The sequence below is a fragment of the Aurantimicrobium minutum genome, from assembly GCF_029894165.1.
Classification (GTDB): domain Bacteria; phylum Actinomycetota; class Actinomycetes; order Actinomycetales; family Microbacteriaceae; genus Aurantimicrobium; species Aurantimicrobium minutum_A.
Genome location: NZ_JARXXU010000001.1, coordinates 1,136,366 through 1,160,345, shown reverse-complemented (window position 1 = coordinate 1,160,345; position 23,980 = coordinate 1,136,366). Strand labels below are relative to the sequence as shown.

Sequence of the window (23,980 nt, the reverse complement as noted above, 5' to 3'; positions counted from 1 at the left end):
CTAGGCTGACAGCTTTTCTGTGGGTGGGAGCTGGCTCGGAAGATCGGTTTCCATAATGGCTCTTTTCTTTGCCAGGCGGCGATCGTGAAGCCAGGCTATTCCTGCGGCCATGAAATATAACAAAACCATCGGAATAGCCAAGAGGAACATCGAAAGTATGTCAGCGGCAGGAGTAGCAATTGCTGTGAATAGAGCAATAAGCAAAACAGCTATCCGCCAGGACTTCAGGATGCTCTTGGCGCTAATTATTCCAGCGAAGTTGAATAACACGAGAAACACAGGCAAAACGAATGCTATGCCCACAACAATGACGAGTTTGAGGACAAAATCGAAATATCCCTTAGCCGTCAGGATGGTTGCGTCTTCACTCGGCGCAAAACTGGTCATCAGGACCACAATGTGGGGGTAGACATACCATCCTGCAGCACAGCCAGCTATAAATAGGGGTATTGCACTGAAGAAAAATCCAAGTGTGTACTTTGATTCTTTCTTCGTGAGGCCGGGCATAAAAAAGGCCCATATTTGGTAAAGCCAGAAGGGGCTCGAGATTATTAGCCCCACGGTCAAAGCTATCTGGAGTTTGAGATCAAAGGCTCCGGTGATGCTGTCGTAGTTGAGCGTCGCAACACGTGATTGGTCGACTCCCACCATAAAAACAGGTTCTCGAAGTTGATCCAGAATGTAGTCAGACAGAAACCAACCGACAACTGCACCGGCGACGATGAATACGGCAGCTAAATAGAGCCTTTTTCGCAACTCAACTAGATGTCCACCCAGGGACATTCTTCCTTTGTCGTTCGTACGACGCTGACGGGCCGCCACGAACGTATTAAGCGGACTTGGACGAGTCGCTTGATTCAGATGCGGTGTCTGCAGGCTTCTCGTCATCCTTCATCTGCTTCACTTCAGACTTGAAGATACGCATGGACTGACCAAGAGAACGTGCTAGACCAGGAAGCTTGGGTGCACCAAAAAGCAACAGAACAATGGCGATGATGATGAGCAAGTGCCATCCGGAGAGATTTCCTAGCATCGTGTCTTCCTTTGAGTTGCGAGGTGTTGTTCTAGTTTACGGGGTATCGGTTCTCTGTGAGCGTTTCGCCCAGGAAATAACCAGCTCTCTCGCCTCTGGAGGTGATTGAACGGTGATGGCACCTGGGAGTTGCATCACAAATCTAGGAACAGCCCCCATATCTGCAAAACCAACTGCAACTGTGACTTCGTCATCACTGACAGAGGCAACTACTCGTGGTTTATAGGGGGAAAGAAAAGGCAATGCTTTCTTATTGACGAGGAAAATCACTTCAATATCTGTTGCTGAAACATCAAACAACTCAGCAGGTAAATCCGCGTCGGTGAGAGTAGAGACACGTGGTTCACCGGATAAGGCGAGGTTATTCATTCGGTCAAGACGAAAGGTTCTCAGTGCTGAACGCGCGTGACACCATCCACGTAAATACCACGTCTGACCAACAAGATCGAGACGGATCGGATCTACGGCACGGTCTAGACGCTCACTTCGGCTATTGAGATAACTGAACGTAATGCTTTTGTCAGTGCGAACTGCATCACGAATAATTTCTAAATCAACGGGGACAGGTGCGGCCGAAATTAAAATGTTTTCTGGGTGAGCGGAAGCACCCTCTGCGATCTTGGCGAGTAACGCCTGAAGTACGGACTTGTCGGAATCTGGAATGATGCCTGAGATGTACTGCAGGCCTGCAACAAGTGCAGCAGCCTCACGAGATGAAAACTTGGGAGTTGCGTCCACAGCTACGTGATTCCAGAGTTCAACAATCTGCTCTTCTTCAAAAAGGTCCCAATTGATATCAAAGAGGTCCTGATGTTGATACAGACCGTCACCACCGGGCAAACCTGAAAGGGCAAGGAGTTGAACGAGTCCTGAAACTTCAGTGGTGGAAATGTCAAAGTGTTCAGCTATCTGGTCAACGCTGACGGGTCCCTGATCTAAAAGATAAGGAACAAAAGACATGAGAAGCGTGACGCGATCCGCAGCTTCTAAACGCGGCCGTGAAACGCTCATAGTCCACTCTCCGAATGTGCCAGGAGAACGGCCTGGAAACGACGCTGGACAGCTACTTTCAATTCTTCGGGTGACGCGATGTTTACTTCGTCACCATACGAAGCAAGTTCTTCGGCAAGCAATTCAAGATCTGAATATCCAAATGTCAATTTTGTTCCGGAAATGCTGACATCTAGCAGTGAGGAAAGTCTGACTTCAGCATCCGACCCTGAAATGACGGTTATCGTCGCCTTATTGGCCAAAGAACGCTCTACAAGTTCCTGTTCAAGCTGCTGGGCATATGAAGCAGGAATCCGAGGAAACGTCCGTTGTGGAATGCGCTGTGGAGCTGAAACGATTCGACGAAGTAAGAATGTTCGTTGTGCATCTGCATCGAGGTCATGAGCGAGCACATACCATTGACCCCGCCAATTCAACATGGCCAGCGGAGCGGCAGTTCGGGTCTGCGGTTGTGACTGTCCCGGTTTGAGATAGCTGAATCTCAGAATGAGCTCATTTTGAAGAGCATCCTCAATAACTTCAAAAGCTACATCATCGGTACGGATATGCGGTGCAACACCAATGAGTGGATCGTTTGCAGAAATCCCCAAGGATTTAATCTTCGTTAGCGCGTGACGAGAGTCTGCGGACAAAGATGCCTCTTGCCATGCCGTTGCCGCAACATTGAGGAGGGTAAGTTCCTCGGGGGTGAACCGAATCGTGTCAGGCAAGTCATAATTATTTCGAGAAATGGAATAGCGAATGTTGTGTGTTTCGCCTTCTTCCTCAGCAAGCTCGAGAGTATCGATAACGACTCCCATGGAACGAAGTTCTGACTTGTCGCGTTCAAACATTTTGTCGAGCGCCGAATTAACGTTGAAGTCGTACACATCGCTGTAGCCGCGAACTGTCTGAAGAATGTCGGACTTCGTAAGTCCTTCGCGGGAAGACACAAGGGCAAGAATCAGACTAAAAAGTCTGTCTTCTTTCTTGACTTGAGATGCTCCCGCGCGTGACATATCTGTTAGGGAGTCGTCGCCAGAATGTCAACAACAAAGACTAATGTCGCTCCACCAGGAATGGTCCCTTGACCGTTTTCGCCATAAGCAAGATCGGGAGGAATAACCGCAAGAATCTGAGATCCAACGGTCTGTCCTTCAAGTGCCTGTTGGAATCCAGGAACAAAGTTTGAGAGTTGAAGAGTCAGTGGTGTGTTTTTGGCCCAGCTGGAATCGAATACCTTGCCGTCTATCCATGTCACGCCTGTGTAGTGCACGGTTACCGTAGAGTCAGCCGTGACAACAGCTCCGTCGCCTTTCTTGAGTACAGCTACTTTCAAGTCCTTGGGGGCATCTGTAGATGGGATAGTAATCCCGGGAACCCCATTAGGATCGAGGACAACCTTGGGGAGCCCATCAGGAGCAGTCTGATCTTTACCGTTAGCGCGAGAAATACTGGCGGAAACCAAATCGGCAACGATCACGATAGAGGTTTTTCCATCAAGACCGGCAATAGGGTTGCCGGAGGGATCGAGCAAATCATTGGGCGCCATAACTGCGACGATTTGGCTCCCTACCGGTGCACATTGAAAGGCTGCAACCATTCCGTGAATCATATTGTCGTCATTGAGCGGCAAGGGATTGAGTGTTGAACCGTCATAGGCGGTTTGGCCTAACTGTTCACCTGTTGTGCCGTTGTAAAAAGTAAAGTCCGCCTGAATAGTTCCATTGGGGACGGCAAGGTTTCCGTCACCCTTAGAAAGGATCATGCGTTCGGTGGACTCAGCCGATAAGGGTGCTGTGAAGTCTGCAGTTGGCTTTTCACCAAACTCTCCCGTGACCTTGACGGACTGCACCGCCGATCCTTCACTCGCGAGGGACGTGCATTGATCCGCTGCAGAGCCTGACGAACATGCTGTGAGACCAGCAATGAGAGCTACTCCAGCAATAATTCCGATAGTACGACGCACAATTCCTCGCAAAAAATGAAGTTCATCACGGGTTGTTATGAACGAGTCCAGCATAAAGTGATTAACCTGTGAAAAAGCGGAGACTAGCTGTCTGCTGCCTGAGAAAGTTCAGCACTTTCAGTGGCATTCTTCACGCGTTTACGTAAACTCTTCGCGCTAATTTCTCTCCCACCCAGCACTCCCGGAGTCCAAGCTTCCAGGTCTTCAGCACTGAAGTCGCTCTTCGAAGCACGTCGCTTGAGATCGGGCAGAACAGTTCCGGGAGCTAATTTCCTTGCAGAGACAAGGAATGCCGTGTGGCCAATCATTCGATGTTCTGGGCGAACTGCCAGACCTTCTACGTGCCAACCACGAACTATGGTTTCACTTGATTGTGGGTGACTGAATTGGCCTGATTCACGTAAAGCTTCCACGACACGTGAGAGTTGAGTCACGGTGGCGACGTACATGAGAACAACTCCGCCCGGGACCAGTGCGTCAGCTGCCATCTCCACACATTCCCAGGGTGCGAGCATGTCTAAAACCACGCGATCGGCTTGGCCAGCTGCGACTGTCTTGGGGAGTGCATCTTGAAGATCACCTACTGTAACTGACCAGTTTTCAGGTGTGTATCCGTGGAATGTGGACACGTTTGCACGGGCAATGTCGGCAAATTCTTCTCGTCGTTCAAAAGAGTACAGAAATCCGGTTGGTCCGATAGCACGCAGCAGCCAGAGCGAAAGTGCTCCTGAGCCAACCCCTGCTTCCACAACGCGTGCACCAGGGAAAATATCTGCTTGCCCCAAGATTGCCTGAGCTTCTTTGGGATAAATAATGGCTGCACCACGGGGCATCGACATTACAAAGTCGATGAGAAGGGGACGCATGACGAGGTATTCAACCCCCGAAGTATTGAGGACAACGGAGGTATCTGGAAGGCCGATAATGTCGTCGTGCTTAACGACACCACGGTGAGTATGAAACTCATCTCCATGCTTGAGTGAGACCGTGTTGATTTTTCCCTTGGGATCGGTCAGCTGACATCTGTCTCCTGCACGAAATGGACCAGGCATGTAGCGGGGCGTCTCGTGATGAGTCATCGTGAAGCTTTCTCGGTTGCGGCAAAGAGGTCGAGTACATCTGAAGCGGTGACACCAACCAGGGTGGGAAGTGTGTGAGTAGTGGGCACAGAATCTAAACTCACAAGGTGAGTCACACCAAGGGTCACCGCTCCTGCTGAAATTGCAGATCGACATCCGGCGGGTGAATCCTCGATTGCTACGCAGTGAGTGATGTCCACCCCTAGCTTTTCGGCAGCTAGCAGATAGGCCTCTGGAGCAGGCTTAGGCTCCATCACATCATCACCGGCAATAACAATTCCCAGCGGGGCGTTGGGGATGTATCCAGCTACTGTCCGCGCCATCCGTTGTATGGACATCGTGACCAACGCTTGCGGGATCCCCAGTGACTGTATCTGATGCATGAGCTCAACCGCACCCGGACGCCAGGGCACTGCTTCGTCTAACAGTTCAAGAACACGACTTGTCAGAGCTTGGATAATCTCATCAATGCTGAGTGTGACGCCACTTTCTTGAAGTTGCTTAGCAGTGAATGGAAGTCCATTTCCAACTAGCTTGAGACCATCTTCATGGCTCCAAGAACCACCAAACAGTTCTACAAGCTCTGTTTCAGCAAGAATCCAGTATTCCTCTGAATCGATGATTGTTCCATCCATATCCCAGAGCACGGCTTCTGGGAGTTCAACAGAAAATTCAGATGTGTTCACATCTCAAGACTACTTGTCCAATGAGCCCGGTATTCTGGAGATGAAAAGAACGGGGTTCACTGCAGTGAGCGAAACACACAATCCATTCCGGGGGCGGCTGCTTGTCGTTGCCTTTGAAGGTTGGAATGACGCGGGTGAAGCTGCTAGCTCTGCCGTGCGAACTCTTCAAGAGCAGCTGGATGTTTTCCCTCTACACACCGTCGATCCAGAAACATATTACGACTTTCAATTCAACCGTCCGACCATCGGTTTCGATGATGATGGAAATCGCGCTCTGACCTGGCCTACATCGATTTTGTATGCTCCCATGGTCCCCGCTGATGTTGTTCCTTCCATTGCTGAAGATGCTCTCCTCGATGTCACCGGCGCAAACGCTGGAAATATATATTTGCTCCAAGGAGTCGAACCCAGCAGGAACTGGTTGACATTCACAAACGAAATCTTAGATGTCGCACTTGCCGCTGATATTTCGGCGATTGTTCTCTTGGGCTCCATGCTCGCTGATGTTCCACATACCCGTCCAATCTCTACCTTTGTGTCTAGTGAAAATGCTGGGGTGAGACACTCCCTTGAGGTTGAACGCAGCACCTATGAAGGACCCGTTGGAATTCTGAGCGTCATTGCCGCTGCTGCCGAAGAGGCAGACATTCCCACCCTCGCTATATGGGCTTCTGTCCCCCACTACGTTCACCAGGGACCAAGCCCCAAAGCAACATTGGCTCTCATCGACAAACTCGAAGAAATTGTCGATGTCGTGATTCCCCGCGGTGAACTTGTCGAAGAGGCAGCAACCTGGGAAGAAAACATCAACAAGCTTGCGTCCGAAGACGAAGACATGTCCGCCTATATTGCGCAGCTTGAACAAGCTCGAGATATGGTCGACTCCCCCGAGGCGTCAGGTGAATCGCTAGCCCAAGAGTTCGAAAGATTCCTGAGGTCTACAGATAAGCCTTTAGACGGTACGCCAGAAAATCCTCCTGGTCCTTAGCCTTGGAGAACTCCTGCACCAAGCAGCACCAAGAGGGTGCTCCCCAGCGCGATGCGGTAGATAACAAATGGCCAGAAACTGTGCTTTCCTAACCAGTTCATAAGGAATGCGATCACACCGATCCCTACGATGAATGCAACAACGGTGGCAGCTAATGTTTCAATACCCGTGAATACTTGAGGCTCATTAAAGCTCTTAACTAGTTGGTACAGGCCGCTTCCAAAGACAGCAGGTAACGCCAAAAGGAAAGAGTATCGAGCGGCAGAACTACGGTTGAAGCCCATAAATAAACCGGCTGTAATCGTTCCCCCAGAGCGGGACACGCCCGGAATGAGAGCAAGAGCTTGGGCGAAACCAAAGATGATTCCTCTCCCGACCGTGAGCTGCTGGAGGTTTTTTGTTTTCTTCCCCACAACATCTGCGATTCCGAGCAAAATTCCAAAAACAATGAGCATTGTTGCCACAATCCACAGTGACCGCAAAGTAGTTTCAATCTGATCTTGAAAAACAAGCCCTAGAACAATGATGGGGATGGAACCTACGATGATGAGCCAGCCCATGCGAGCATCAGGGTCATTGCGTGGAACCTTGCGCACGAGTGAGAACAACCACTGTTTCACGATACGTACCAAATCCCGCCAAAAGTACACAACGACGGCTGCTTCAGTTCCAAGTTGGGTAATGGCTGTAAAAGTTGCGCCAGGGTCAACAGCGCTCGGCAGTAATTCACCAACAATTCGTAAATGAGCTGAACTAGAAACCGGAATGAATTCTGTCAGGCCCTGAATAAAGCCTAGAAATATCGCCTCAAAGAAACCCATACCGGCGAGACTATCGGGGGCAAAGTCCATTCGACGCAGCGACGTGAACATTGAGCATATTTCTTCGTGCTAATGTTGTCATTCGGTGGTTAAACACCAACACCTGCGCGGGTGGCGGAATGGCAGACGCGCTAGCTTGAGGTGCTAGTGTCCGTAAGGACGTGGGGGTTCAAGTCCCCCTTCGCGCACAATAAGAAATCCCCGGTTGAATGGTCGGGGATTTCTTGCGTTATAACACTGCCTAATGCTGAGAAACGAGCTCTTGTTCAGCGAGATCAGCTTTCCACGCCACTAGCTTCCGCACGGATTCACTCTGATCTCCTGCAAGCGCTTCCATAGTGTCTTGCGGGACGAAGAAATTTACGGCGACCCAACTGCGCACCTGTTCACTCTTATCGGACGCGAGGTATCTCAAGATGTCACACGGAGTGGTCTCATTACGGGCAACACAAATTCGAACACCTTCGTTCTTGTCTTTTGCTAATGCCCACATCACTTCTTCAGGTACGTGGTAACTCAACGCCACGCTTTCACGGATTTTGGGGTTCTTATCTTCAGCCATAATCCTGAGGCGGTTAATTTTCGTTTCACCAAACTCAGGGCCGAGGAATTGAGCAACTGCAGTATCTGCTAATTGCTTATCTGCACGCAAACGATCGAGCTGTGCACGTTGTGCAGGAGTGTTAAATCGAATACAAGACATGCAGAAATAGTACCTCCGGGAAAGGGAAAAACATTCGATAACTACTTGATGTTGTGGCGTGTTGAGAAAGTAGTTCTATATCTAGTTAGGAACGTGGACTGTAAATGCGTCGACGCATGAGGTCGATTCGTGCTTGAAGTTGCGCCACGGTCGCCTGCGCGACGGCAGGACCGCCGCAACTTTGCCGAAGATCCGTATGAACGATTCCATGGGGGGTGTTCGTTTGTTTGCTCCAAAGAGCTACGAGGGAATTCAGCAGTGCGCGTTGTTCTTTAAGATTGCGATGCAAGGGGATGTTTCGAGCAGTCGCAACATCTGAGGAGCGTTGAGCTCCTCGCTGAGCCTGGCGGCGTTGGCGTTGAAGCAGAAGCTCTGAAATTTGCTCTGGTTCGAGAATCCCTGGGATGCCTAGGAAATCAAATTCTTCCGGACTGCCGGGCTCTGCATAACCACCAAATTCTTCTCCTTGATACATCACCCTCTCGAAACTGGCATCTGAACCTAATATTGCGAACTCGTTGAGCTCGTCCCCCAGCTCATCAGAGGCTGATTCTTCGCGTTGAGCTTGATCAAATTCTGAAGCTTCCGGATACTCGGGATCTTCTCCAGGTTTCAGTCGACGTTCGAGTGCATGATCACGTTGGATTTCGAGTTCTTCTGCAAGTTGCATCAAGCTAGGAACATTTGGCAGAAAAACTGTTGCCGTCTCACCACGACGACGTGCACGAACAAAACGACCGATAGCTTGCGCAAAATACAAAGGTGTTGCTGCGCTGGTGGCATAGACACCGACGGCTAATCGAGGAACATCAACGCCTTCCGACACCATACGCACGGCGACCATCCACCGAGAACTTCCTGCAGAGAAATCGTCAATTTTCTGACTACCACCAGACTCGTCACTCACAACAACAGTGGGTTCTTCACCGGTGATGGTGCGGAGAATTTTTGCATACTCGCGGGCGTCATCCTGATCAGTGGCAATGATGAGACCCGCAGCATCAGGAATATTGTTCCGAACTTCCGATAAACGTGTATTCGCCGCTTGTAGAACCTGAGGTATCCACTCCCCTGTAGGTGCGAGTGCAGCACGCCATGCCTGCGTAGTGACGTCTTTCGTGTTGTCCTGCCCCAGGCGAGCTTCCATCTCCTCACCAGCCCTGGTGCGCCACCGCATAGAACCGGCGTAGACCATAAACATCACAGGCCGAACAACACCATCGCTGAGTGCACGTCCATATCCATAGTCATAATCAGTTTGCGAGACGAGGACACCATCCCGATCAGGAAGATAACTCACAAATGGGATCGGGGCGGTATCGCTGCGGAAGGGGGTACCAGTCAGGGAAAGGCGTCTGGTGGCGCGGTCAAATGCTTCTCTGATGGCATCGCCCCAGCTCAGTGCATCCCCACCATGATGGACTTCATCAAGAATCACGAGAGTTCTGCCAGATTCGGTCAGCTCCTTGTGAACATGAGCTTTCATGGCAATCTGCGCATACGTCACGGCAACGCCATGAAACTGCTTACTGTGGCGCTTATGCGCGTTGGTGAAATGCGGATCGAGTTTAATGCCAACCTTGTGCGCAGCTTCAGCCCACTGAGATTTGAGGTGCTCTGTGGGGGTGACTACGGTGATGCGGTCAATTTCTCGACGCCGCAGTAATTCTGTTGCGAGGCGGAGTGCGAACGTAGTTTTACCGGCACCCGGGGTAGCGGCGGCAAGGAAATCTCGCGGCTGATGAAGGAAATATGCGTCCAGTGCTTCCGTTTGCCACGCACGAAGGTTTTCTGCTGTTCCCCAAGGTGCACGGGAAGGATACGCAGGTGAGAGATGTTCTGCGGCGAAGGAACCAATGTGAGTCGATTCAGCCGTCATGATGTGTCCATCCTAAACAGATCAGAACAGTTCGCCCAGGTGTGACAGGCGCCAACTCAGACCAGGGTCATGAATTGAGGTTCCCAGAAGAACCGAAACACTCCGTGAAGAGACACCTGATGAAATGGTCAGTAAGCCTTGTGCGCTCCCCGACTCTCCCCCGGAGAAAGTATTCAACTCTGAAGAAACGGATATGGGTGTATCCGCCCACACAAGCTCGGTCAGTGAATCTGCGGCGAGCAGTGTTCCCGTTTCGCCCCACGCTGTGGTGAAGGTCCCCACCTCAGAGCCTTGAGTAAGTACGGGAACTTCGTGGAAATTCTGCTGGATGCTGTCGAGCATTGCCCCTACATCTTCACGCAACTGTGCATGAGTGTCTTCTCCAAGAGTGGTTCCTGTGACATGGATAACGTGATCACCAACTGCGAAATGTGAGGAATACAACAGACACGCACCAGCAGCAAGCGTGGTTCCTGTTTTAATGCCATCGACACCATGTGTACCCAGCAACTTGTTGCCATTGCGAACGAGCCCTACCCCTGGAATCTCGGCGGAAACAGTACCAACAATGGAGGCAAGTGCAGGATTTTCCATGGCCAACTGACCAATGGTGACGAGATCTGACGGCGTGCTTGCTGAACCATCGTCGAGTCCACTTGCATCAGAGACGCTCGTCCCCGTTAATCCATGGGCATCAAGCCATTCGTGCGCCGCTGCAAGGTATGTATCCATCGAACCATACGCCCACACGGCCAAGCTTGTTGCATAGTTATTGGCACTGGACAGCATCATGACCGTCATCGCCTGCTTTTCGCTCAGAGTGAGACCAGCACTGAGCTCTTCATATGAACCCAACATAGCTTTCGTTTCGCGGAGGATTTCCACGTCCGTTTCCGTGAAAGTGATAGAAGGACCATCATCTTCTGCGTCGCTCAACGGCTTCGCATCGAGGACGACGAGTGCGGTAATTGTCTTCGTGATGCTGGCTATGGGGCGCTTTTCCAGAGGCCCGAACTCAGCAATAACACCAAATCCATCCGCAACAACCTGAGTAGTGCCCACAGGCGGCAATACAACGCTTGAAGGTGCTTGAGAAATAGTTGAGGGCACAGAAAGGGTCACAAGCGCTGGTGGTAACGGGGCCAGAGCTACGATCAGGAGAAAGGCACTAAAACCTATAAGCAGCGAAAGAGCACCAAAGAACACTTGTCGGCGACGACGATATACAGCAGGAGAAGGCACCTCCAGAACTTTACTGAAGACTAGGAGTTCAGTGCGTATAACGCGACGGCGCTCGCCGAAGCCACATTGAGTGAATCTACGCCGTGCAGCATCGGAATAGTCACAACGGTGTCCGCTACCTCCAGAGCTTGACGAGATAAACCATCACCCTCAGACCCTAAAACCAATGCAACCTTGTGTGGCGGGTTGAGCACGAAACTTCTTAAGGTGACAGCATCTTCCGCAAGGGCGAGAGCAGCAATATGAAAACCAGCGTCATGCAGTAACTCACGCGCATCTGTCCATTCCGGAAGTCTCGTCCACGGCACCTGAAGGACAGTTCCCATTGAAACGCGAACAGAGCGGCGATACAAAGGATCAGCACACCGAGGTGTGACGAAAACGGCATCAGCGCCTAAGCCGGCAACTGCACGAAAAATTGCACCCACATTAGTGTGGTCAACGATGTCTTCGAGAACTACTACCCGAGTCGCAGCAGCGAGTAGATCAGCGGGATTAGGAAGAGTTGGCCGTTCCATCGATGCAAGTGCCCCGCGATGAACGTCAAAACCAGTAATCTGCTCGATGAGCTCTGACGACCCAACAAAAACAGTACATTCAGGGAAATCGCTCAGAAGCGGTTCAATAGCTGACAACCACTGTTCTTGCAGCAGTACAGAACGTGGGCGGTGACCTGCGTGGAGTGCACGCTCGATAACTTTGCTTGATTCTGCAATGTACAGACCATTGCTCTGCTCAGTATTTTTCCGCAGTGCAACGTCCGTCAACCCGACATAGTCCTGCAGCCCCTCGTGTTCGAGATCAGCGATGTGAACGATGGAAGCCATGCGTTCAGTCTGCCAGTAAGACGAAACATGAATGAAACGCGGGTGTCTTAGGCTTGCGGCCATGGCCGCAATTTTGACCCAGGGTACTCATGTTGAGGGTATTGACTCTCTCGTTGAGCTCATTGCTGGCCGAAGAGTGGCGGTTTTGACGGGTGCGGGTGTCTCTACTGACTCAGGAATCCCAGACTATCGAGGTAAAGGTGCGTCCAAACGCACTCCAATGAATATCTCGGACTTCCTCAGCTCGCCCCGTTCACGTCAGCGCTACTGGGCTGGTGCACACGTGGGGTGGAAGCACTTCTCTGAGGCAGAGCCCAACCAGGGTCACCTTGCATTGGCCGCTATGGAACAAGCCGGCATTATTGAAGGAGTCATCAGCCAAAACGTAGATGGTCTTCACCGCCGCGCTGGAAGCGCACACGTTGTTGATCTTCATGGCAGTCTAGATCGCGTCATTTGCCTGGATTGTGGTCAACAATTCGACCGCTCCGGCATCGAAACAACACTGAGTTCACTCAATCCTTGGCTAGACGAACTGCGAAACATTGTGTTGGCACCGGATGGGGACGTGAACGTCACAGATTTTGACAACGTTGTGATTCCCCAGTGCACGGTGTGTAGTGGAATTCTCAAACCTGATGTTGTATTTTTTGGGGAGTTCGTCCCACTGAAAATATTCGGCGCCGCAGCAAGCTTGGTGAAAAGAGCTGATGTTCTTCTCATTGCCGGCTCGTCGCTCGCCGTCAACTCAGGACTACGTCTATTGGAGCAGGCGCGTCGCAAACGTATGCCCGTCATCATCGTGAACCGTGGTGAAACGAAAGGCGACAAGAAAGCCACTATCAAGATTGAAAACGGCACGAGTGATGTGCTGAGCGAGCTCGCAACGAAACTAGGCGCGAGCAACCTCTACGAGGACATCGAGTAGTTTCTGCGCAGAGTTTTTCCAGCTGAACTGTGCTGACTGGCGAAGACAGGCTTGAGAACGTTCGCGCCACAACTGTGGATCCGTGAGAGCGCGAATATGCTCGGCGAATTCTTCCGGTGAATCCGAGGGCGCATATAACGCTGCGGTTGAACCAATCTCATGAAATATTGCGATATCTGAGACAACAATAGGGGTTCCCACACTCATTGCCTCCACGAGCGGGATACCGAAACCTTCATCCCGTGAAGCTGTCACAAGTGCTGTGGCCTGGCCGAGGAGTTCAAAGTACTCTTCATCACTGATGCCGTTGTGGAAGTTAATCTGCGCTGAGGGCGCGAGTGCGCTCAGGCGACGTTGGTCTGTGTCAGAAATGCGACTGAGGAGGTGCAGGGTGAATTCAGGCAAAAGCGCCACGGCGCGAACAAGTGTTTCCACATTCTTGTAGGGCATGAAAGACCCCATGTAGATGATGGATTTGTCGCGGTGTGAAGCAGAGGCTGTGGAGTGATTGGAATCTGCAGAATCTGCAGCGTTAGGAACCACATACACAGGTTTTGTCGTCAGCTTGTGTTGAGCGATGAGCTTTTTTGTTGTCTCAGAGACAGCTACGACGGCATTGCTGCGTCCTAAAAGCATTCTTTGTGGCCACCATGCCGTGTGATACAACCGCCATAACGCACGAACAGCCCAATTGAACTGGCGAGGTGGTGTGGGATGAGCGTAATAGATGAGGTCGTGAACGGTGAGAACGAGGGGATACTTTTTTCCGCGAGCACCGATGGTCTGCATAGGGCTGAAAACAATATCTGGCGAAAAGGTGTTGATCTGACGAGCCACGAAGGGTTCACGGCCACTCGTAGGTCCAGATACTTTTTCCCAGGCCAGGGGTGGAAGAAGTGAGAGTTGACGCTCATCACTAATGAGCATGGTTAAAGAGTGGCCGTCCTGCTGAGCAAGGGGAGCTAACTCCTCCACCAAACGAGCACTGAAACGAGAAATACCGTCATGGTGATCCGTGCGGACGTATCTGCAGTCGAAAAAAATCTTCATGAAGATCGACCTATGCCCAAGAATTCTCGGATGTGCTTCGCAGCAAAGTCCGGGGCTTCGTAGTGAACGAGGTGGCCCACACCGGCGACTACTTCCATTCTGGCTCCAGGGATACGAGCAGCAAGCTCATATTGTTCAGGGAGTGCAGTGATATCGTCACGATCTGCCACAAGCATCAACACATCCTGATGAATTCGGCGAGCAAATTGGCTGACGTCGTTTGAGACGGATGTTTCGAAGGCTTCCAATACGGAGTCCCGGGATTCGAAAACACTGAAATACGCATCGTGCTGTTCATGAATCCATTCGCGCAGGTTGGGATCATGAGTTTTAGCCATAGTGTTACTCATAATGCGCACAATGTGTCTGTTTTTCAGTAAAGAAAATCCTGCTTTTTCAGGAAGGGCTGCAGCGATTTTGTAATACAGGACGGCTAAGCGAGTCATCACACCACGAGGACCTGTGAGTGCATTAGCTGCGATGGGATTAATCAAAATGATGCGTTGATTGACTAAGTCTGAGGCTGCCGCTGCGCCAACCACAATCGAACCAAAAGAATGGCCAAGGACAACAGCTTGCTCTCCCCCGGGAACTACCGAAAGAAATCCGGTCAGCCACGCTGCATATGCGTTGATATCCGCAGGCGAAGGGAGTGCTTGCGAGGAACCAAAACCTGGCAGATCAGGAATGATCACGTGAACTTCTGGCCCCAGCTCCGCAACGATCGGCTCTAAACCGTGATGATCTCCTCGAAATCCATGAATCATCACCAGCTGGAGAGGTGCTGTAGCTGGACCATATTCCCAGTACTGGGTTGTGATGCCGTTCACCACAACGGACGCTTCGGCGGTGGGAATAGAAGCGAGTGTGGCAGCAAAGGGAGATACAGCAGGCATTGCCTCAAGTGTAGGCGCACCGTGCTATTTCAACCTTCATGTCGGTGGGAGAGCCTAGAGTGAACTGGTGAGTAACACAGGATTGCCCGAATGGGCCAATGTTTTAGCCGTTTTCGACACAGAAACGACCGGTATCCAACCTGATACCACCAGAATTGTGTCAGCGCATGTGAGTGTCCTCAACCCCTATGGCGAAGTTGAAGACCGCACAGATTGGCTCATAAACTGCGGAATCGATATCCCGGAACAAGCTACTGCGGTGCACGGGATTACGACGGAACGAATGCGTGCTGAGGGCGCCCCCGCAGCTGATTCTGTCTTTGAAATATTAACGAAGATCCAAGCCTTCTTGAATGCCGGTATTGGTGTTGTCGCTTACAACGCTGCTTACGACTTCACCATTTTGGACCGCGAAGCAAAACGATACGGTTTCGACCCTCTCGAACTCCCCCGCCCGATTATTGACCCGCTCATTATTGATAAGCAAGTTGACAAATATCGCAAGGGAAAACGAACTCTAGAAGCTGCCTCTGCCCACTATGGAGTTGAGCTCATTGATGCACATGATGCTTCTGCCGATGCCATCGCTGCTGGTCGTGTCGCACAGGCAATTGGTAAGAAATATGCGGCTGATCTTGCATATCCGGCCACTGAGCTGCACGACCTTCAAGTTGTTTGGGCGCAGGAGCAAGCAGAAAGCTACGCAAACTGGCGCAGAAGCCAAAATTTGCCGGTCTATCCGGGCGACGGTCTCTGGCCAGTTCGCTAAGACTTAACAGAAGAAAGCCCGGTCAATGACCGGGCTTTCTTGATACTGGTGTGCGAGCCTACTGACCGAACCCAGCGAAACGCTTGTTGAACTTCTCCACACGACCGGCAGAGTCCATGATGCGCTGCTTTCCGGTGTAGAAGGGGTGAGAAGCGTTTGAGATTTCCACGTCAATAACGGGGTACTCGTTGCCATCAGTCCAGGTCACCGTCTTCGAGCTGGTCACGGTGGAACGGGTAAGGAACGACTCGCCCGAAGCAAGGTCGTGGAAAACGACGGGTGCGTATTCGGGGTGAATGTCAGACTTCATGGAAATTTCCTTCAATAGGGAGACTGTTCAGCACATGGTGTGAAGAACAAAAACTTTCAGCCGTTCGTGAATCGAACGAGGCCGACTCACCATGTTATCAGAAACTTAGAGCGTTGCTTGTGCAGAATAACGACCAGCATTGTTGAACACGGTCACTTTCACTCCGAAAACATCACTGAGGTTCTCGCTCGTCAAAGTAGTGGCAAGCGGTCCCGCGTAGGCAGCTGACCCATTTTTCATGAGAAGAACGTGAGTGAACCCCAAAGGAATCTCTTCCACATGGTGCGTCACCATGACGATGGCCGGTGCTGAAGGATTACCAGCAAAGAAACCAAGCATCTGTAAAATCTCTTCGCGTGAACCAAGATCCAAGGCCGCTGTGGGCTCATCGAGAAGCAGAAGCTCAGGGTCCGTCATGATGGAACGAGCAATCTGTAAACGTTTTGCTTCTCCTTCTGAGAGTGAAAGCACTGTCCTGTTGGCCAAATCTCCTAATCGCCATTCGTTAAGAACGCGGCGGGCGCGGCGCAGGTCTAGCTCGTCATATTCTTCACCGCGACGTTCTGCAGCAGCATAAGCTGCGGTCACGACGGCATCTTCGACAGTTTCTGTTGCAGGGATGCGCTTGGACATGCTCGAGGATGCAAAACCGACACGTGGGCGAAGCCATTCAGGATCAGCAGATGTGAGATCTTCATCCAATACTGTGACGTGTCCAGAAGTTGGCACGTCCCAGGCTGCGGCGAGGTCAAGAACAGAGGTTTTACCTGCTCCATTTGCACCAAGAATAATCCAACGCTGGTCGCTGGTTACAAGCCAGTTCAAGTTGTTAACGAGAGTGTTGCCCTCGCGCTCGAGAGAAGCATTGTTGAAAGACAGAACTTGAACCATGACTCAATGCTAACGAGAGTTAGCGACAGACGAGGTCGTATATGGCCCGTGTTTGGTCAGCAATTGCCGTCCAATCAAAATGAAGTCGTGCACGTTCACGCGCAGCGACGCCCATCTGCTGTGCACGTTGTGGATCTGACACTGCAAAAATCATCGCTTGTGCAAGGTCATTCACATAGAGTTCTGGATTCAACGGTGTACCGGTGCCATCTTGGACTTGCTCGATGGGGACGAGCCATCCGGTCACACCGTTATCTATCACCTCGGGTATGCCCCCTGTCGCTGTACCTACAACAGGGATTCCACATGCCATAGCTTCTAAATTCACGATGCCGAGGGGCTCATATATCGAAGGGCAGACGAAGGATGTTGCTGAACTCAAAATTGCGGCGAGTTCGTGTCGAGGAAGATGATCAGAAATCCAAATCACACCCTCCCGGCTCTGTTGAAGCTGTTGAACACGTGTGGTGACCTCTGCGAGTATTTCAGGAGTGTCCGGTGCACCTGCACACAAAATCAATTGAACATCCTCAGGGAGCTGCTGAGCCGCCTCCAAGAGATACGGCAGGCCCTTCTGACGAGTAATGCGGCCGACGAAAACGATCGAGCGTCGTGCTGGATCAATGCCCCAGTGTTGAAGGAGTTCAGGATTACTGGTGGGCGCCCAGGCCGTGACATCTATACCGTTATGAACAACATGAACTTTCGCTGGATCTACGGTGGGATAGCTGCGAAGAATATCTGTTCGCATTCCACCGCTCACAGCGATGACCGCATCAGCAGATTCATACGCTGCTTTTTCGATCCAACTGGAGACCCGGTAGCCCCCACCCAACTGTTCGGCCTTCCAGGGGCGTAAGGGCTCGAGGCTGTGGGCTGTGATGACGTGGGGAATGCCGTGGAGCAACTGTGAGACGCGTCCCGCTTCGTTTGCATACCAGGTGTGTGAATGAACCAGATCTGCCCCGGCAGTGTCATTTGCCATGAGGAGATCTACACCGATGGTTTGTAGAGCAGCATTAGCCGATGACATTTCGGCTGGAACTCTGTAGTTGTAAACACCCGATTCGTCGCGAGGTGCACCAAAACACCGGACTTGAACGTCAATGGAGTTTCGAAGTGCTTTCACCAGTTCGGCGACGTGAACACCTGCCCCTCCGTAAATCTCAGGTGGATACTCCTTGGTAAGCAAATCAACGCGCATGTGAAGAACGCTACAACAGGACAGAGAAAAAGTGACTTTTTGAAATCTTTTCACTGGATGTTTCACAACCGTTACATAGTTGCTTTACTGTGAAGACATGCCAACGAAGGTTTTCGGAATAGTTCTTGCCGGCGGCGAAGGAAAAAGGCTCATGCCTCTGACTGAAGACCGCGCGAAACCTGCTGTGCCCTTTGGCGGCCAGTACCGACTCGTGGACTTCGCAATTTCTAACCTGATCAACTCAGGGCTTCGACAAATAGTTGTACTGACTCAGTACAAATCACATTCACTCGACCGCCACGTTTCACAGACTTGGCGCATGTCCTCTTTACTGGGTGCTTACGTTGCTTCTGTCCCCGCACAACAACGTCTGGGAAAAAGGTGGTTTTCGGGAAGCGCTGACGCCATACTGCAGAGTTTGAACCTTATCCGTGACGAAAAACCGGACATCGTCGTTGTTGTCGGTGCTGATCACGTGTACCGGATGGACTTTGATCAGATGGTCCAGGCTCATATTGACTCCGGTAAAAAAGTAACTGTTGCAGCTATTCGACAGCCCATCAAACTTGCAGATCAGTTTGGTGTCATCGAAGTGGACCAGAGTGATGTCACCTCCATAGGTCGTTTCCGTGAGAAGCCGAAGGACGCCCTCGGATTGCCCGATTCGCCTAAAGAAGTCCTCGTCTCTATGGGTAACTATGTCTTCGATGCTGATGCACTAATTGAAGCCGTTGAATCAGATGGCGAATTGCCAGATTCTAGTCACGATATGGGTGGCGACATCATTCCCTACTTCGTTGCCAAAGGTCAGGCTGGAGTTTACGATTTCAATCGCAATAAGGTTCCAGGCTCAACCGATCGAGACAAATACTATTGGCGCGATGTGGGAAGTATCGACAGTTTCTTTGATGCACACATGGACCTCATATCCACATTGCCCGTGTTTAACCTCTACAACACCGACTGGCCGATCTACTCCATGCAGGTGAATTCGCCTCCCGCAAAGTTTGTTCGTGATGCCAAGGGACGTGTGGGTTCGACCGTGGACTCGATTGTGTCGTTGGGTTCCCTGCTTTCCGGTGCAACTATTGAACGCAGTGTCTTAGGGCCTTGGTGCAAGGTTGATTCAGGTTCCACAATTTCTGATTCCATCGTCTTCGACCATGTGCAGATCGGGGCCGACGTCGATATTCGCCGGGCTATTCTGGACAAAGAAGTTTTTGTTGAAAACGGTGCACACATTGGAGTTGATCACGATCGTGATCGGGCTCGTGGATTTACCGTGACTGAATCAGGAATTACCGTAGTTGGTAAGGGAGTACGAGTAGCGCCATGACCGAGTTCCGTAACGATATCCACGCTACGGATTCACAGCGCTTCCTCGTCGTCCTTGATGTTGACTCCACGTTGATTGAGAACGAAGTCATCGAACTTATTGCCGCAGAGGCAGGTTCGTTAGAACTTGTTACCGCTGTCACAGAACGGGCCATGCGTGGCGAACTGGATTTCGCCGAAAGCTTGCGGGAACGTGTGGCCACACTTGCTGGTCTCCCAGAAAGCGTATTCGACACTGTGAGAGGACAGATTACTGTCACGCGAGGTGCAGAAGAACTCATCACATCCGTTAAATCACACGGTGGACACGTGGGTGTAGTCAGCGGCGGTTTTCATGAGCTACTGGACCCACTAGCCGAAAATTTGGGACTGGACTTTTGGAAAGCAAATCGACTAGAAGTTGTCGACGGAATATTGACCGGAAAAGTACTCGGAGACATTGTTGATGCACAAACCAAGGCAGATACTCTGGCCGCGTGGGCCCAAGAGACCAATACTCCCCTCGCTCAAACCGTTGCCATCGGTGACGGCGCAAATGACCTCACCATGATGAGTGTCGCTGGTCTCGGTATTGCCTTCTGCGCAAAACCTATCGTTCAGGAGCACGCAGACGTTGCTCTCAACGAACGAGATTTGAGCAAAGCGTTGGCGCTGTTTGGACTTTAGTGTCCCATACCCAATCCCCCATCAACGGGGATAACTGCTCCGGAAATGTATCCAGCATCATCTGAAGCAAGCCATGCACACACTTTGGCAACTTCCGATGGCTGTGCGAATCGACCAGCTGGAATGTTCTTGCGGTATTGCTCCTGCTGATCTTCAGGGAGCGCTGCGGTCATATCGGTTTCAATAAAGCCAGGTGCGACGACATTCGCCGTGATGCCACGAGCACCTAGTTCGCGGGTGAGCGAACGCGCCATACCAACCAGTGCGCTCTTAGAAGCTGAGTAATTGACCTGTCCGGCAGAACCATACAGCCCCACAACTGAGGAAATGAGGATGATTCGACCAAATCGTGCCTTGAGCATTCCTTTGACAGCACGTTTGACAACCTTAAACGTTCCACCCAAGTTAGTGTCAACTACAGAATCAAACTCTTCATCCGACATCCGCATGACAAGGGTGTCTTTGGTAATTCCCGCATTGGCAACCACAACTTCAATGGGGCCAAGTGACGCCTCCACCTCCGCATAAGCCTTGTCAAGTGATGCACCATCGGTGACATCCGCACGAACGGTAAGGCAACCTGCAGGACCTTCTCCAGAGCGAGCAGTCACGGCAACCCGGTGACCTTGAGCGATGAACTCTTCAGCCAGTGCATAACCTATGCCACGGTTTCCACCAGTAATGAGAACGGTACGAACGGTCACTATTCCTCCAGTCGGATGTACTGTCAGCCAGCTTAGCCGTAGGCTAGTAACACCACACCAACCGTGAGGATTTGGCCGACAATGAAGAAGAAACTTCAGTCAGCAACAACACTTCCGCTCTCTCCTACAGACGAGCGTCGTATTCGTATGATCAAATACTCCATCACGATGGGTATCCGTATGGTCTGCATTATTGCCATGTTGTTTGTGAGTGGCTGGTGGCTGGTGGTTTGTGCCGCGGGTGCAATATTCCTACCCTATTTCGCCATGATCGCGGCCAATGTCCGCATGGCGCCTAAAAACCACGCGGTAGAGCGTCCCAGTACTATCGTGATCTATCAAGAGAAGTCATCTTGACACCAGCTTCACCTCCTCCACGTGTTCCTTGGTATCGTGTGGCACTCACTCGTCGCTGGCTGAGTTATCTCCTCGTGACAGCGATATTTGCAGGTACCTGTGTTGCTCTCTCGATGTGGCAATTTGCACGTCGTGAAGAAGCACAAGTTGAAATTGAACGGGTTCTTTCCAACTACGAGACAAAACCTGTCCCCCTTTCTGAGGCACTCCCCGACCTATATTCGTACTCAGAAGACGACAAATGGAAACCAATTCTGGTGACGGGCGTCTATCTACCGGAAGAACAGCTGATTGTCCGTTCGCGCCCGCGAGAACAGCAGGCCGGAGTCGAAGTTTTGACGCCCCTGCGCACTGATTCAGGAGAAATTTTCATCGTGGACCGGGGATGGCTTCCTGCAAATGCAGACTCCACGGATCCTTACCTCCTTCCAGAGCCTCCACAAGGTGAAGTCTCCGTTGTGGCAAGGCTCAAAGCAAGTGAACCCAGCATTCCCGGTCGAGGCATGGTCGATGACCAGGTAGCCACGGTTGAGCTCCCCCTCATCGCAGAAGTACTTGGAGAGCCCACCTATATAGGCGCCTATGGACTCCTTGATTCTGAAAATCCATCACCGCGTGATGACGCTCCGCTGACAGCCTTGAAACCAAGTCTGGATGAAGGGGCTCACCTCAGTTATGCGCTGCAATGGATCATGTTTGGCGTACTTGCCTTCATCGGACTTGGATGGGCAGTGCGGAATGAAATACGTATCAAAAACCAAGACACCGAAGAGGGCAAAAAAGCAGCTGCAGCTTACGCAAAGAAGCGACAGGCACAACCCACCGAGGAGGACATCGAAGATGCCATTCTCGACAGGAGAAGCTAGCGAATTGCGCGGTTAATCGCGGACACGACGGCCTTCAGTGAAGCTGTTGAGATATCCGAATCGATTCCCACGCCCCAGAGTCGAGTTCCGTTGACATTGAGTTCGACATAAGCGGCAGCTTTGGCGTCTCCCCCAGCTGACAGAGTGTGTTCAACATAGTCGAAGAGCTCAACAGCAATCTCGTGCTGTGTCATCAACTTGAGGAAAGCATCAATGGGACCATTACCGACAGAGTCCTGACGGGAGATAGTCTCACCATCTCGCAAATCTACGGACAGCTTGAGGGTTCCGTTGAAATCACTTTCAGTGCGGCTTCCGGTGAGTTCAAAACGGCCCCACTTATGTGCCACATCTGCAGAGGGCAGATACTCGTCCTGGAAAATTGTCCAGAGCTCGTCACTCGTGATTTCACCACCCTCATCATCTGTCTTCAGCTGCACTACGCCCGAGAATTCAATTTGAAGACGACGAGGAAGGTCGAGATTGCGGTCCTTCTTGAGCAAATACGCAACACCGCCCTTGCCTGACTGTGAATTGACACGAATGACAGCTTCGTAGGTCCGGCCCAGGTCCTGAGGATCTACAGGGAGGTAAGGGACAGCCCAAACCAAACTATCTACATGGACACCCTGCTGCTCTGCATCGGAAGCCATGCGTTCAAAACCCTTTTTGATGGCGTCTTGGTGTGAACCGGAGAAAGCGGTATATACCAGGTCGCCAGCCCAGGGGCTTCTTTCGTGAACTTTAATCTGGTTACAGTACTCGGCAGTGCGACGAACTTCATCGAGGTTACTGAAATCGATTTGAGGATCAATGCCCTGAGTAAACAGGTTGATTCCCAGCGCAACGAGGTCGACGTTTCCTGTGCGCTCACCGTTCCCAAAGAGGCAGCCCTCAATGCGGTCTGCACCTGCCATATAGCCAAGCTCAGCGGCCGCAACGGCAGTCCCACGGTCGTTGTGCGGGTGCAGCGACAATATGACGTTCTCTCGGTGAGCGAGGTGACGCCCCATCCACTCGATCGAGTCGGCATAGATGTTCGGCGAAGACATTTCTACGGTCGCCGGAAGGTTAATGATGACCTTGCGGTCCGGGGTAGGTTCGAACACCTCAAGGACGGCGTTACACACCTCAACGGCGTATTCCAGCTCAGTTCCGGTGAAGCTCTCTGGAGAGTACTCATAGAACACTGTGGTGTCGGGAATGTTCTTTTCCATTGCGCGACAGAGACGTGCACCTGAGAGGGCAATGTCTTTGATGCCGTCACGGTCTTCATTAAAGACAACATCACGCTGCAGAATGCTGGTGGAGTTGTAGAGGTGAACAATGGCCTGTTTAGCACCACGAATTGATTCATATGTGCGCTCGATGAGTGCCTCACGAGACTGCGTCAACACCTGAATAGTGACGTCATCCGGGATGGCGTTTTTCTCAATGAGTGAGCGGACAAAGTCGTAATCAGTCTGGCTGGCAGAGGGGAAACCAACCTCAATTTGCTTGTACCCCATCTTCACCAGAAGATCGAACATAATTCGCTTACGTTCTGGGCTCATGGGATCAATGAGGGCCTGGTTTCCATCACGCAGGTCGACAGCACACCACATGGGTGCCTTCTCTATACGCTTTCCAGGCCAGGTGCGGTCAGTCAGATCAATGCCGAGAGACTCGTGATACGGACGGTACTTGTGCACGGGCATTGTGCTGGGGGTCTGTGTGTTCTTCATGCTCATTCTCCTCGCGAGTGGTGGTCAGCCATAGGGCATCTCCGCGACGAGTGGGGCCTAGAG

Annotated in this window: 26 protein-coding genes and 1 tRNA gene; 8 read left to right on the top strand and 19 right to left on the bottom strand. The window is 51.5% G+C overall.

Features of this window, described 5'->3' with window-relative positions; translation table 11 throughout:
- The 7 genes from tatC to M2119_RS05865 form a co-directional block, all read right to left on the bottom strand.
- Positions 1 to 783: a twin-arginine translocase subunit TatC gene (gene tatC / locus M2119_RS05895; RefSeq protein ID WP_280804009.1), complete on the bottom strand. Its 783-nt coding sequence runs from the start codon at positions 781 to 783 to the stop codon at positions 1 to 3.
- Between the two features lie 46 nt (positions 784 to 829).
- Positions 830 to 1,033, bottom strand: coding sequence for a Sec-independent protein translocase subunit TatA (tatA, locus tag M2119_RS05890; protein ID WP_280804008.1), 204 nt, complete (start codon positions 1,031 to 1,033; stop codon positions 830 to 832).
- 36 nt (positions 1,034 to 1,069) lie between these two features.
- Positions 1,070 to 2,044 (bottom strand): helix-turn-helix transcriptional regulator, encoded by a 975-nt coding sequence (locus M2119_RS05885; RefSeq protein ID WP_280804007.1) that lies wholly within the window; start codon positions 2,042 to 2,044, stop codon positions 1,070 to 1,072.
- The gene (locus M2119_RS05880) at positions 2,041 to 3,042 is read right to left on the bottom strand and encodes a helix-turn-helix transcriptional regulator (RefSeq protein ID WP_280804006.1); all 1,002 of its coding nucleotides are present in this window, start codon (positions 3,040 to 3,042) and stop codon (positions 2,041 to 2,043) included. The genes M2119_RS05885 and M2119_RS05880 overlap by 4 nt, the downstream gene beginning before the upstream one ends.
- A 5-nt stretch (positions 3,043 to 3,047) precedes the next feature.
- Complete coding sequence (locus M2119_RS05875; protein WP_280804005.1) at positions 3,048 to 3,992, bottom strand: FKBP-type peptidyl-prolyl cis-trans isomerase; 945 nt, start codon at positions 3,990 to 3,992, stop codon at positions 3,048 to 3,050.
- 83 nt (positions 3,993 to 4,075) lie between these two features.
- Positions 4,076 to 5,044, bottom strand: coding sequence for a tRNA (adenine-N1)-methyltransferase (locus M2119_RS05870; protein WP_280804004.1), 969 nt, complete (start codon positions 5,042 to 5,044; stop codon positions 4,076 to 4,078).
- Between the two features lie 23 nt (positions 5,045 to 5,067).
- A complete protein-coding gene (locus tag M2119_RS05865; protein WP_280804003.1) occupies positions 5,068 to 5,757 on the bottom strand; it encodes an HAD family hydrolase in 690 nt (229 codons plus the stop codon).
- Between the two features lie 64 nt (positions 5,758 to 5,821).
- Between M2119_RS05865 and M2119_RS05860 the strand changes: the two genes are divergently transcribed.
- Positions 5,822 to 6,745 (top strand): proteasome assembly chaperone family protein, encoded by a 924-nt coding sequence (locus tag M2119_RS05860; RefSeq protein ID WP_432418516.1) that lies wholly within the window; start codon positions 5,822 to 5,824, stop codon positions 6,743 to 6,745.
- Here M2119_RS05860 and M2119_RS05855 read toward each other — a convergent pair.
- Complete coding sequence (locus M2119_RS05855) at positions 6,742 to 7,566, bottom strand: undecaprenyl-diphosphate phosphatase (RefSeq protein ID WP_280804465.1); 825 nt, start codon at positions 7,564 to 7,566, stop codon at positions 6,742 to 6,744. The genes M2119_RS05860 and M2119_RS05855 overlap by 4 nt on opposite strands.
- A gap of 105 nt (positions 7,567 to 7,671) precedes the next feature.
- On the opposite strand from M2119_RS05855, the gene M2119_RS05850 reads away from it, so the two are divergent.
- Positions 7,672 to 7,754, top strand: a tRNA-Leu gene (locus tag M2119_RS05850).
- A gap of 53 nt (positions 7,755 to 7,807) precedes the next feature.
- Here the strand turns inward: M2119_RS05850 and M2119_RS05845 are convergent.
- The 4 genes from M2119_RS05845 to M2119_RS05830 all read right to left on the bottom strand — a co-directional run bounded on the left by M2119_RS05845 (position 7,808) and on the right by M2119_RS05830 (position 12,217).
- Positions 7,808 to 8,269 (bottom strand): hypothetical protein, encoded by a 462-nt coding sequence (locus M2119_RS05845; protein WP_280804002.1) that lies wholly within the window; start codon positions 8,267 to 8,269, stop codon positions 7,808 to 7,810.
- An 85-nt stretch (positions 8,270 to 8,354) separates the two neighbouring features.
- The gene (locus tag M2119_RS05840; RefSeq protein ID WP_280804001.1) at positions 8,355 to 10,148 is read right to left on the bottom strand and encodes a DEAD/DEAH box helicase; all 1,794 of its coding nucleotides are present in this window, start codon (positions 10,146 to 10,148) and stop codon (positions 8,355 to 8,357) included.
- Between the two features lie 21 nt (positions 10,149 to 10,169).
- Positions 10,170 to 11,210 (bottom strand): D-alanyl-D-alanine carboxypeptidase family protein, encoded by a 1,041-nt coding sequence (locus tag M2119_RS05835; RefSeq protein ID WP_280804000.1) that lies wholly within the window; start codon positions 11,208 to 11,210, stop codon positions 10,170 to 10,172.
- 200 nt (positions 11,211 to 11,410) lie between these two features.
- The gene (locus M2119_RS05830; protein ID WP_280803999.1) at positions 11,411 to 12,217 is read right to left on the bottom strand and encodes a TrmH family RNA methyltransferase; all 807 of its coding nucleotides are present in this window, start codon (positions 12,215 to 12,217) and stop codon (positions 11,411 to 11,413) included.
- Between the two features lie 61 nt (positions 12,218 to 12,278).
- Between M2119_RS05830 and M2119_RS05825 the strand changes: the two genes are divergently transcribed.
- The gene (locus tag M2119_RS05825) at positions 12,279 to 13,145 is read left to right on the top strand and encodes a Sir2 family NAD-dependent protein deacetylase (RefSeq protein WP_280803998.1); all 867 of its coding nucleotides are present in this window, start codon (positions 12,279 to 12,281) and stop codon (positions 13,143 to 13,145) included.
- Here M2119_RS05825 and M2119_RS05820 read toward each other — a convergent pair.
- Positions 13,110 to 14,195, bottom strand: coding sequence for a glycosyltransferase family 4 protein (locus M2119_RS05820; protein WP_280803997.1), 1,086 nt, complete (start codon positions 14,193 to 14,195; stop codon positions 13,110 to 13,112). The two genes, M2119_RS05825 and M2119_RS05820, sit on opposite strands and share 36 nt — an antisense overlap.
- Positions 14,192 to 15,091, bottom strand: a complete 900-nt coding sequence (locus M2119_RS05815) for an alpha/beta fold hydrolase (RefSeq protein WP_280803996.1) — start codon at positions 15,089 to 15,091, stop codon at positions 14,192 to 14,194. The genes M2119_RS05820 and M2119_RS05815 overlap by 4 nt, the downstream gene beginning before the upstream one ends.
- Before the next feature lie 67 nt (positions 15,092 to 15,158).
- Between M2119_RS05815 and M2119_RS05810 the strand changes: the two genes are divergently transcribed.
- Positions 15,159 to 15,860, top strand: a complete 702-nt coding sequence (locus tag M2119_RS05810) for an exonuclease domain-containing protein (protein ID WP_280803995.1) — start codon at positions 15,159 to 15,161, stop codon at positions 15,858 to 15,860.
- 58 nt (positions 15,861 to 15,918) lie between these two features.
- On the opposite strand, the gene M2119_RS05805 is transcribed toward M2119_RS05810, so the two are convergent.
- From M2119_RS05805 to glgA, 3 genes are all read right to left on the bottom strand, one after another.
- Positions 15,919 to 16,170 (bottom strand): type B 50S ribosomal protein L31, encoded by a 252-nt coding sequence (locus M2119_RS05805; protein ID WP_280803994.1) that lies wholly within the window; start codon positions 16,168 to 16,170, stop codon positions 15,919 to 15,921.
- A 105-nt stretch (positions 16,171 to 16,275) separates the two neighbouring features.
- On the bottom strand, positions 16,276 to 17,061 hold the full coding sequence (locus M2119_RS05800) for an ABC transporter ATP-binding protein (protein WP_280803993.1): 786 nt from the start codon (positions 17,059 to 17,061) through the stop codon (positions 16,276 to 16,278).
- Positions 17,062 to 17,080: 19 nt separating this feature from the next.
- Entirely contained in the window at positions 17,081 to 18,265 is a 1,185-nt protein-coding gene (gene glgA, locus M2119_RS05795) for a glycogen synthase (RefSeq protein ID WP_280803992.1), read from the bottom strand.
- Between the two features lie 97 nt (positions 18,266 to 18,362).
- On the opposite strand from glgA, the gene glgC reads away from it, so the two are divergent.
- Positions 18,363 to 19,601 carry a glucose-1-phosphate adenylyltransferase gene (gene glgC, locus M2119_RS05790; RefSeq protein WP_280803991.1) on the top strand — a complete coding sequence of 413 codons (1,239 nt, stop codon included), beginning with the start codon at positions 18,363 to 18,365 and terminating at the stop codon, positions 19,599 to 19,601.
- Positions 19,598 to 20,266 (top strand): phosphoserine phosphatase SerB, encoded by a 669-nt coding sequence (serB, locus tag M2119_RS05785; RefSeq protein WP_280803990.1) that lies wholly within the window; start codon positions 19,598 to 19,600, stop codon positions 20,264 to 20,266. The genes glgC and serB overlap by 4 nt, the downstream gene beginning before the upstream one ends.
- Here serB and fabG read toward each other — a convergent pair.
- Complete coding sequence (fabG, locus tag M2119_RS05780; RefSeq protein WP_280804464.1) at positions 20,263 to 20,973, bottom strand: 3-oxoacyl-ACP reductase FabG; 711 nt, start codon at positions 20,971 to 20,973, stop codon at positions 20,263 to 20,265. The genes serB and fabG overlap by 4 nt on opposite strands.
- A gap of 78 nt (positions 20,974 to 21,051) precedes the next feature.
- Between fabG and M2119_RS05775 the strand changes: the two genes are divergently transcribed.
- Positions 21,052 to 21,327: a DUF3099 domain-containing protein gene (locus M2119_RS05775; protein ID WP_280803989.1), complete on the top strand. Its 276-nt coding sequence runs from the start codon at positions 21,052 to 21,054 to the stop codon at positions 21,325 to 21,327.
- A 38-nt stretch (positions 21,328 to 21,365) separates the two neighbouring features.
- A complete protein-coding gene (locus M2119_RS05770; RefSeq protein ID WP_280803988.1) occupies positions 21,366 to 22,193 on the top strand; it encodes an SURF1 family cytochrome oxidase biogenesis protein in 828 nt (275 codons plus the stop codon).
- Here the strand turns inward: M2119_RS05770 and leuA are convergent.
- Positions 22,190 to 23,917, bottom strand: a complete 1,728-nt coding sequence (gene leuA, locus M2119_RS05765; protein WP_280803987.1) for a 2-isopropylmalate synthase — start codon at positions 23,915 to 23,917, stop codon at positions 22,190 to 22,192. The genes M2119_RS05770 and leuA overlap by 4 nt on opposite strands.
- Positions 23,918 to 23,980 lie beyond the last annotated feature (63 nt).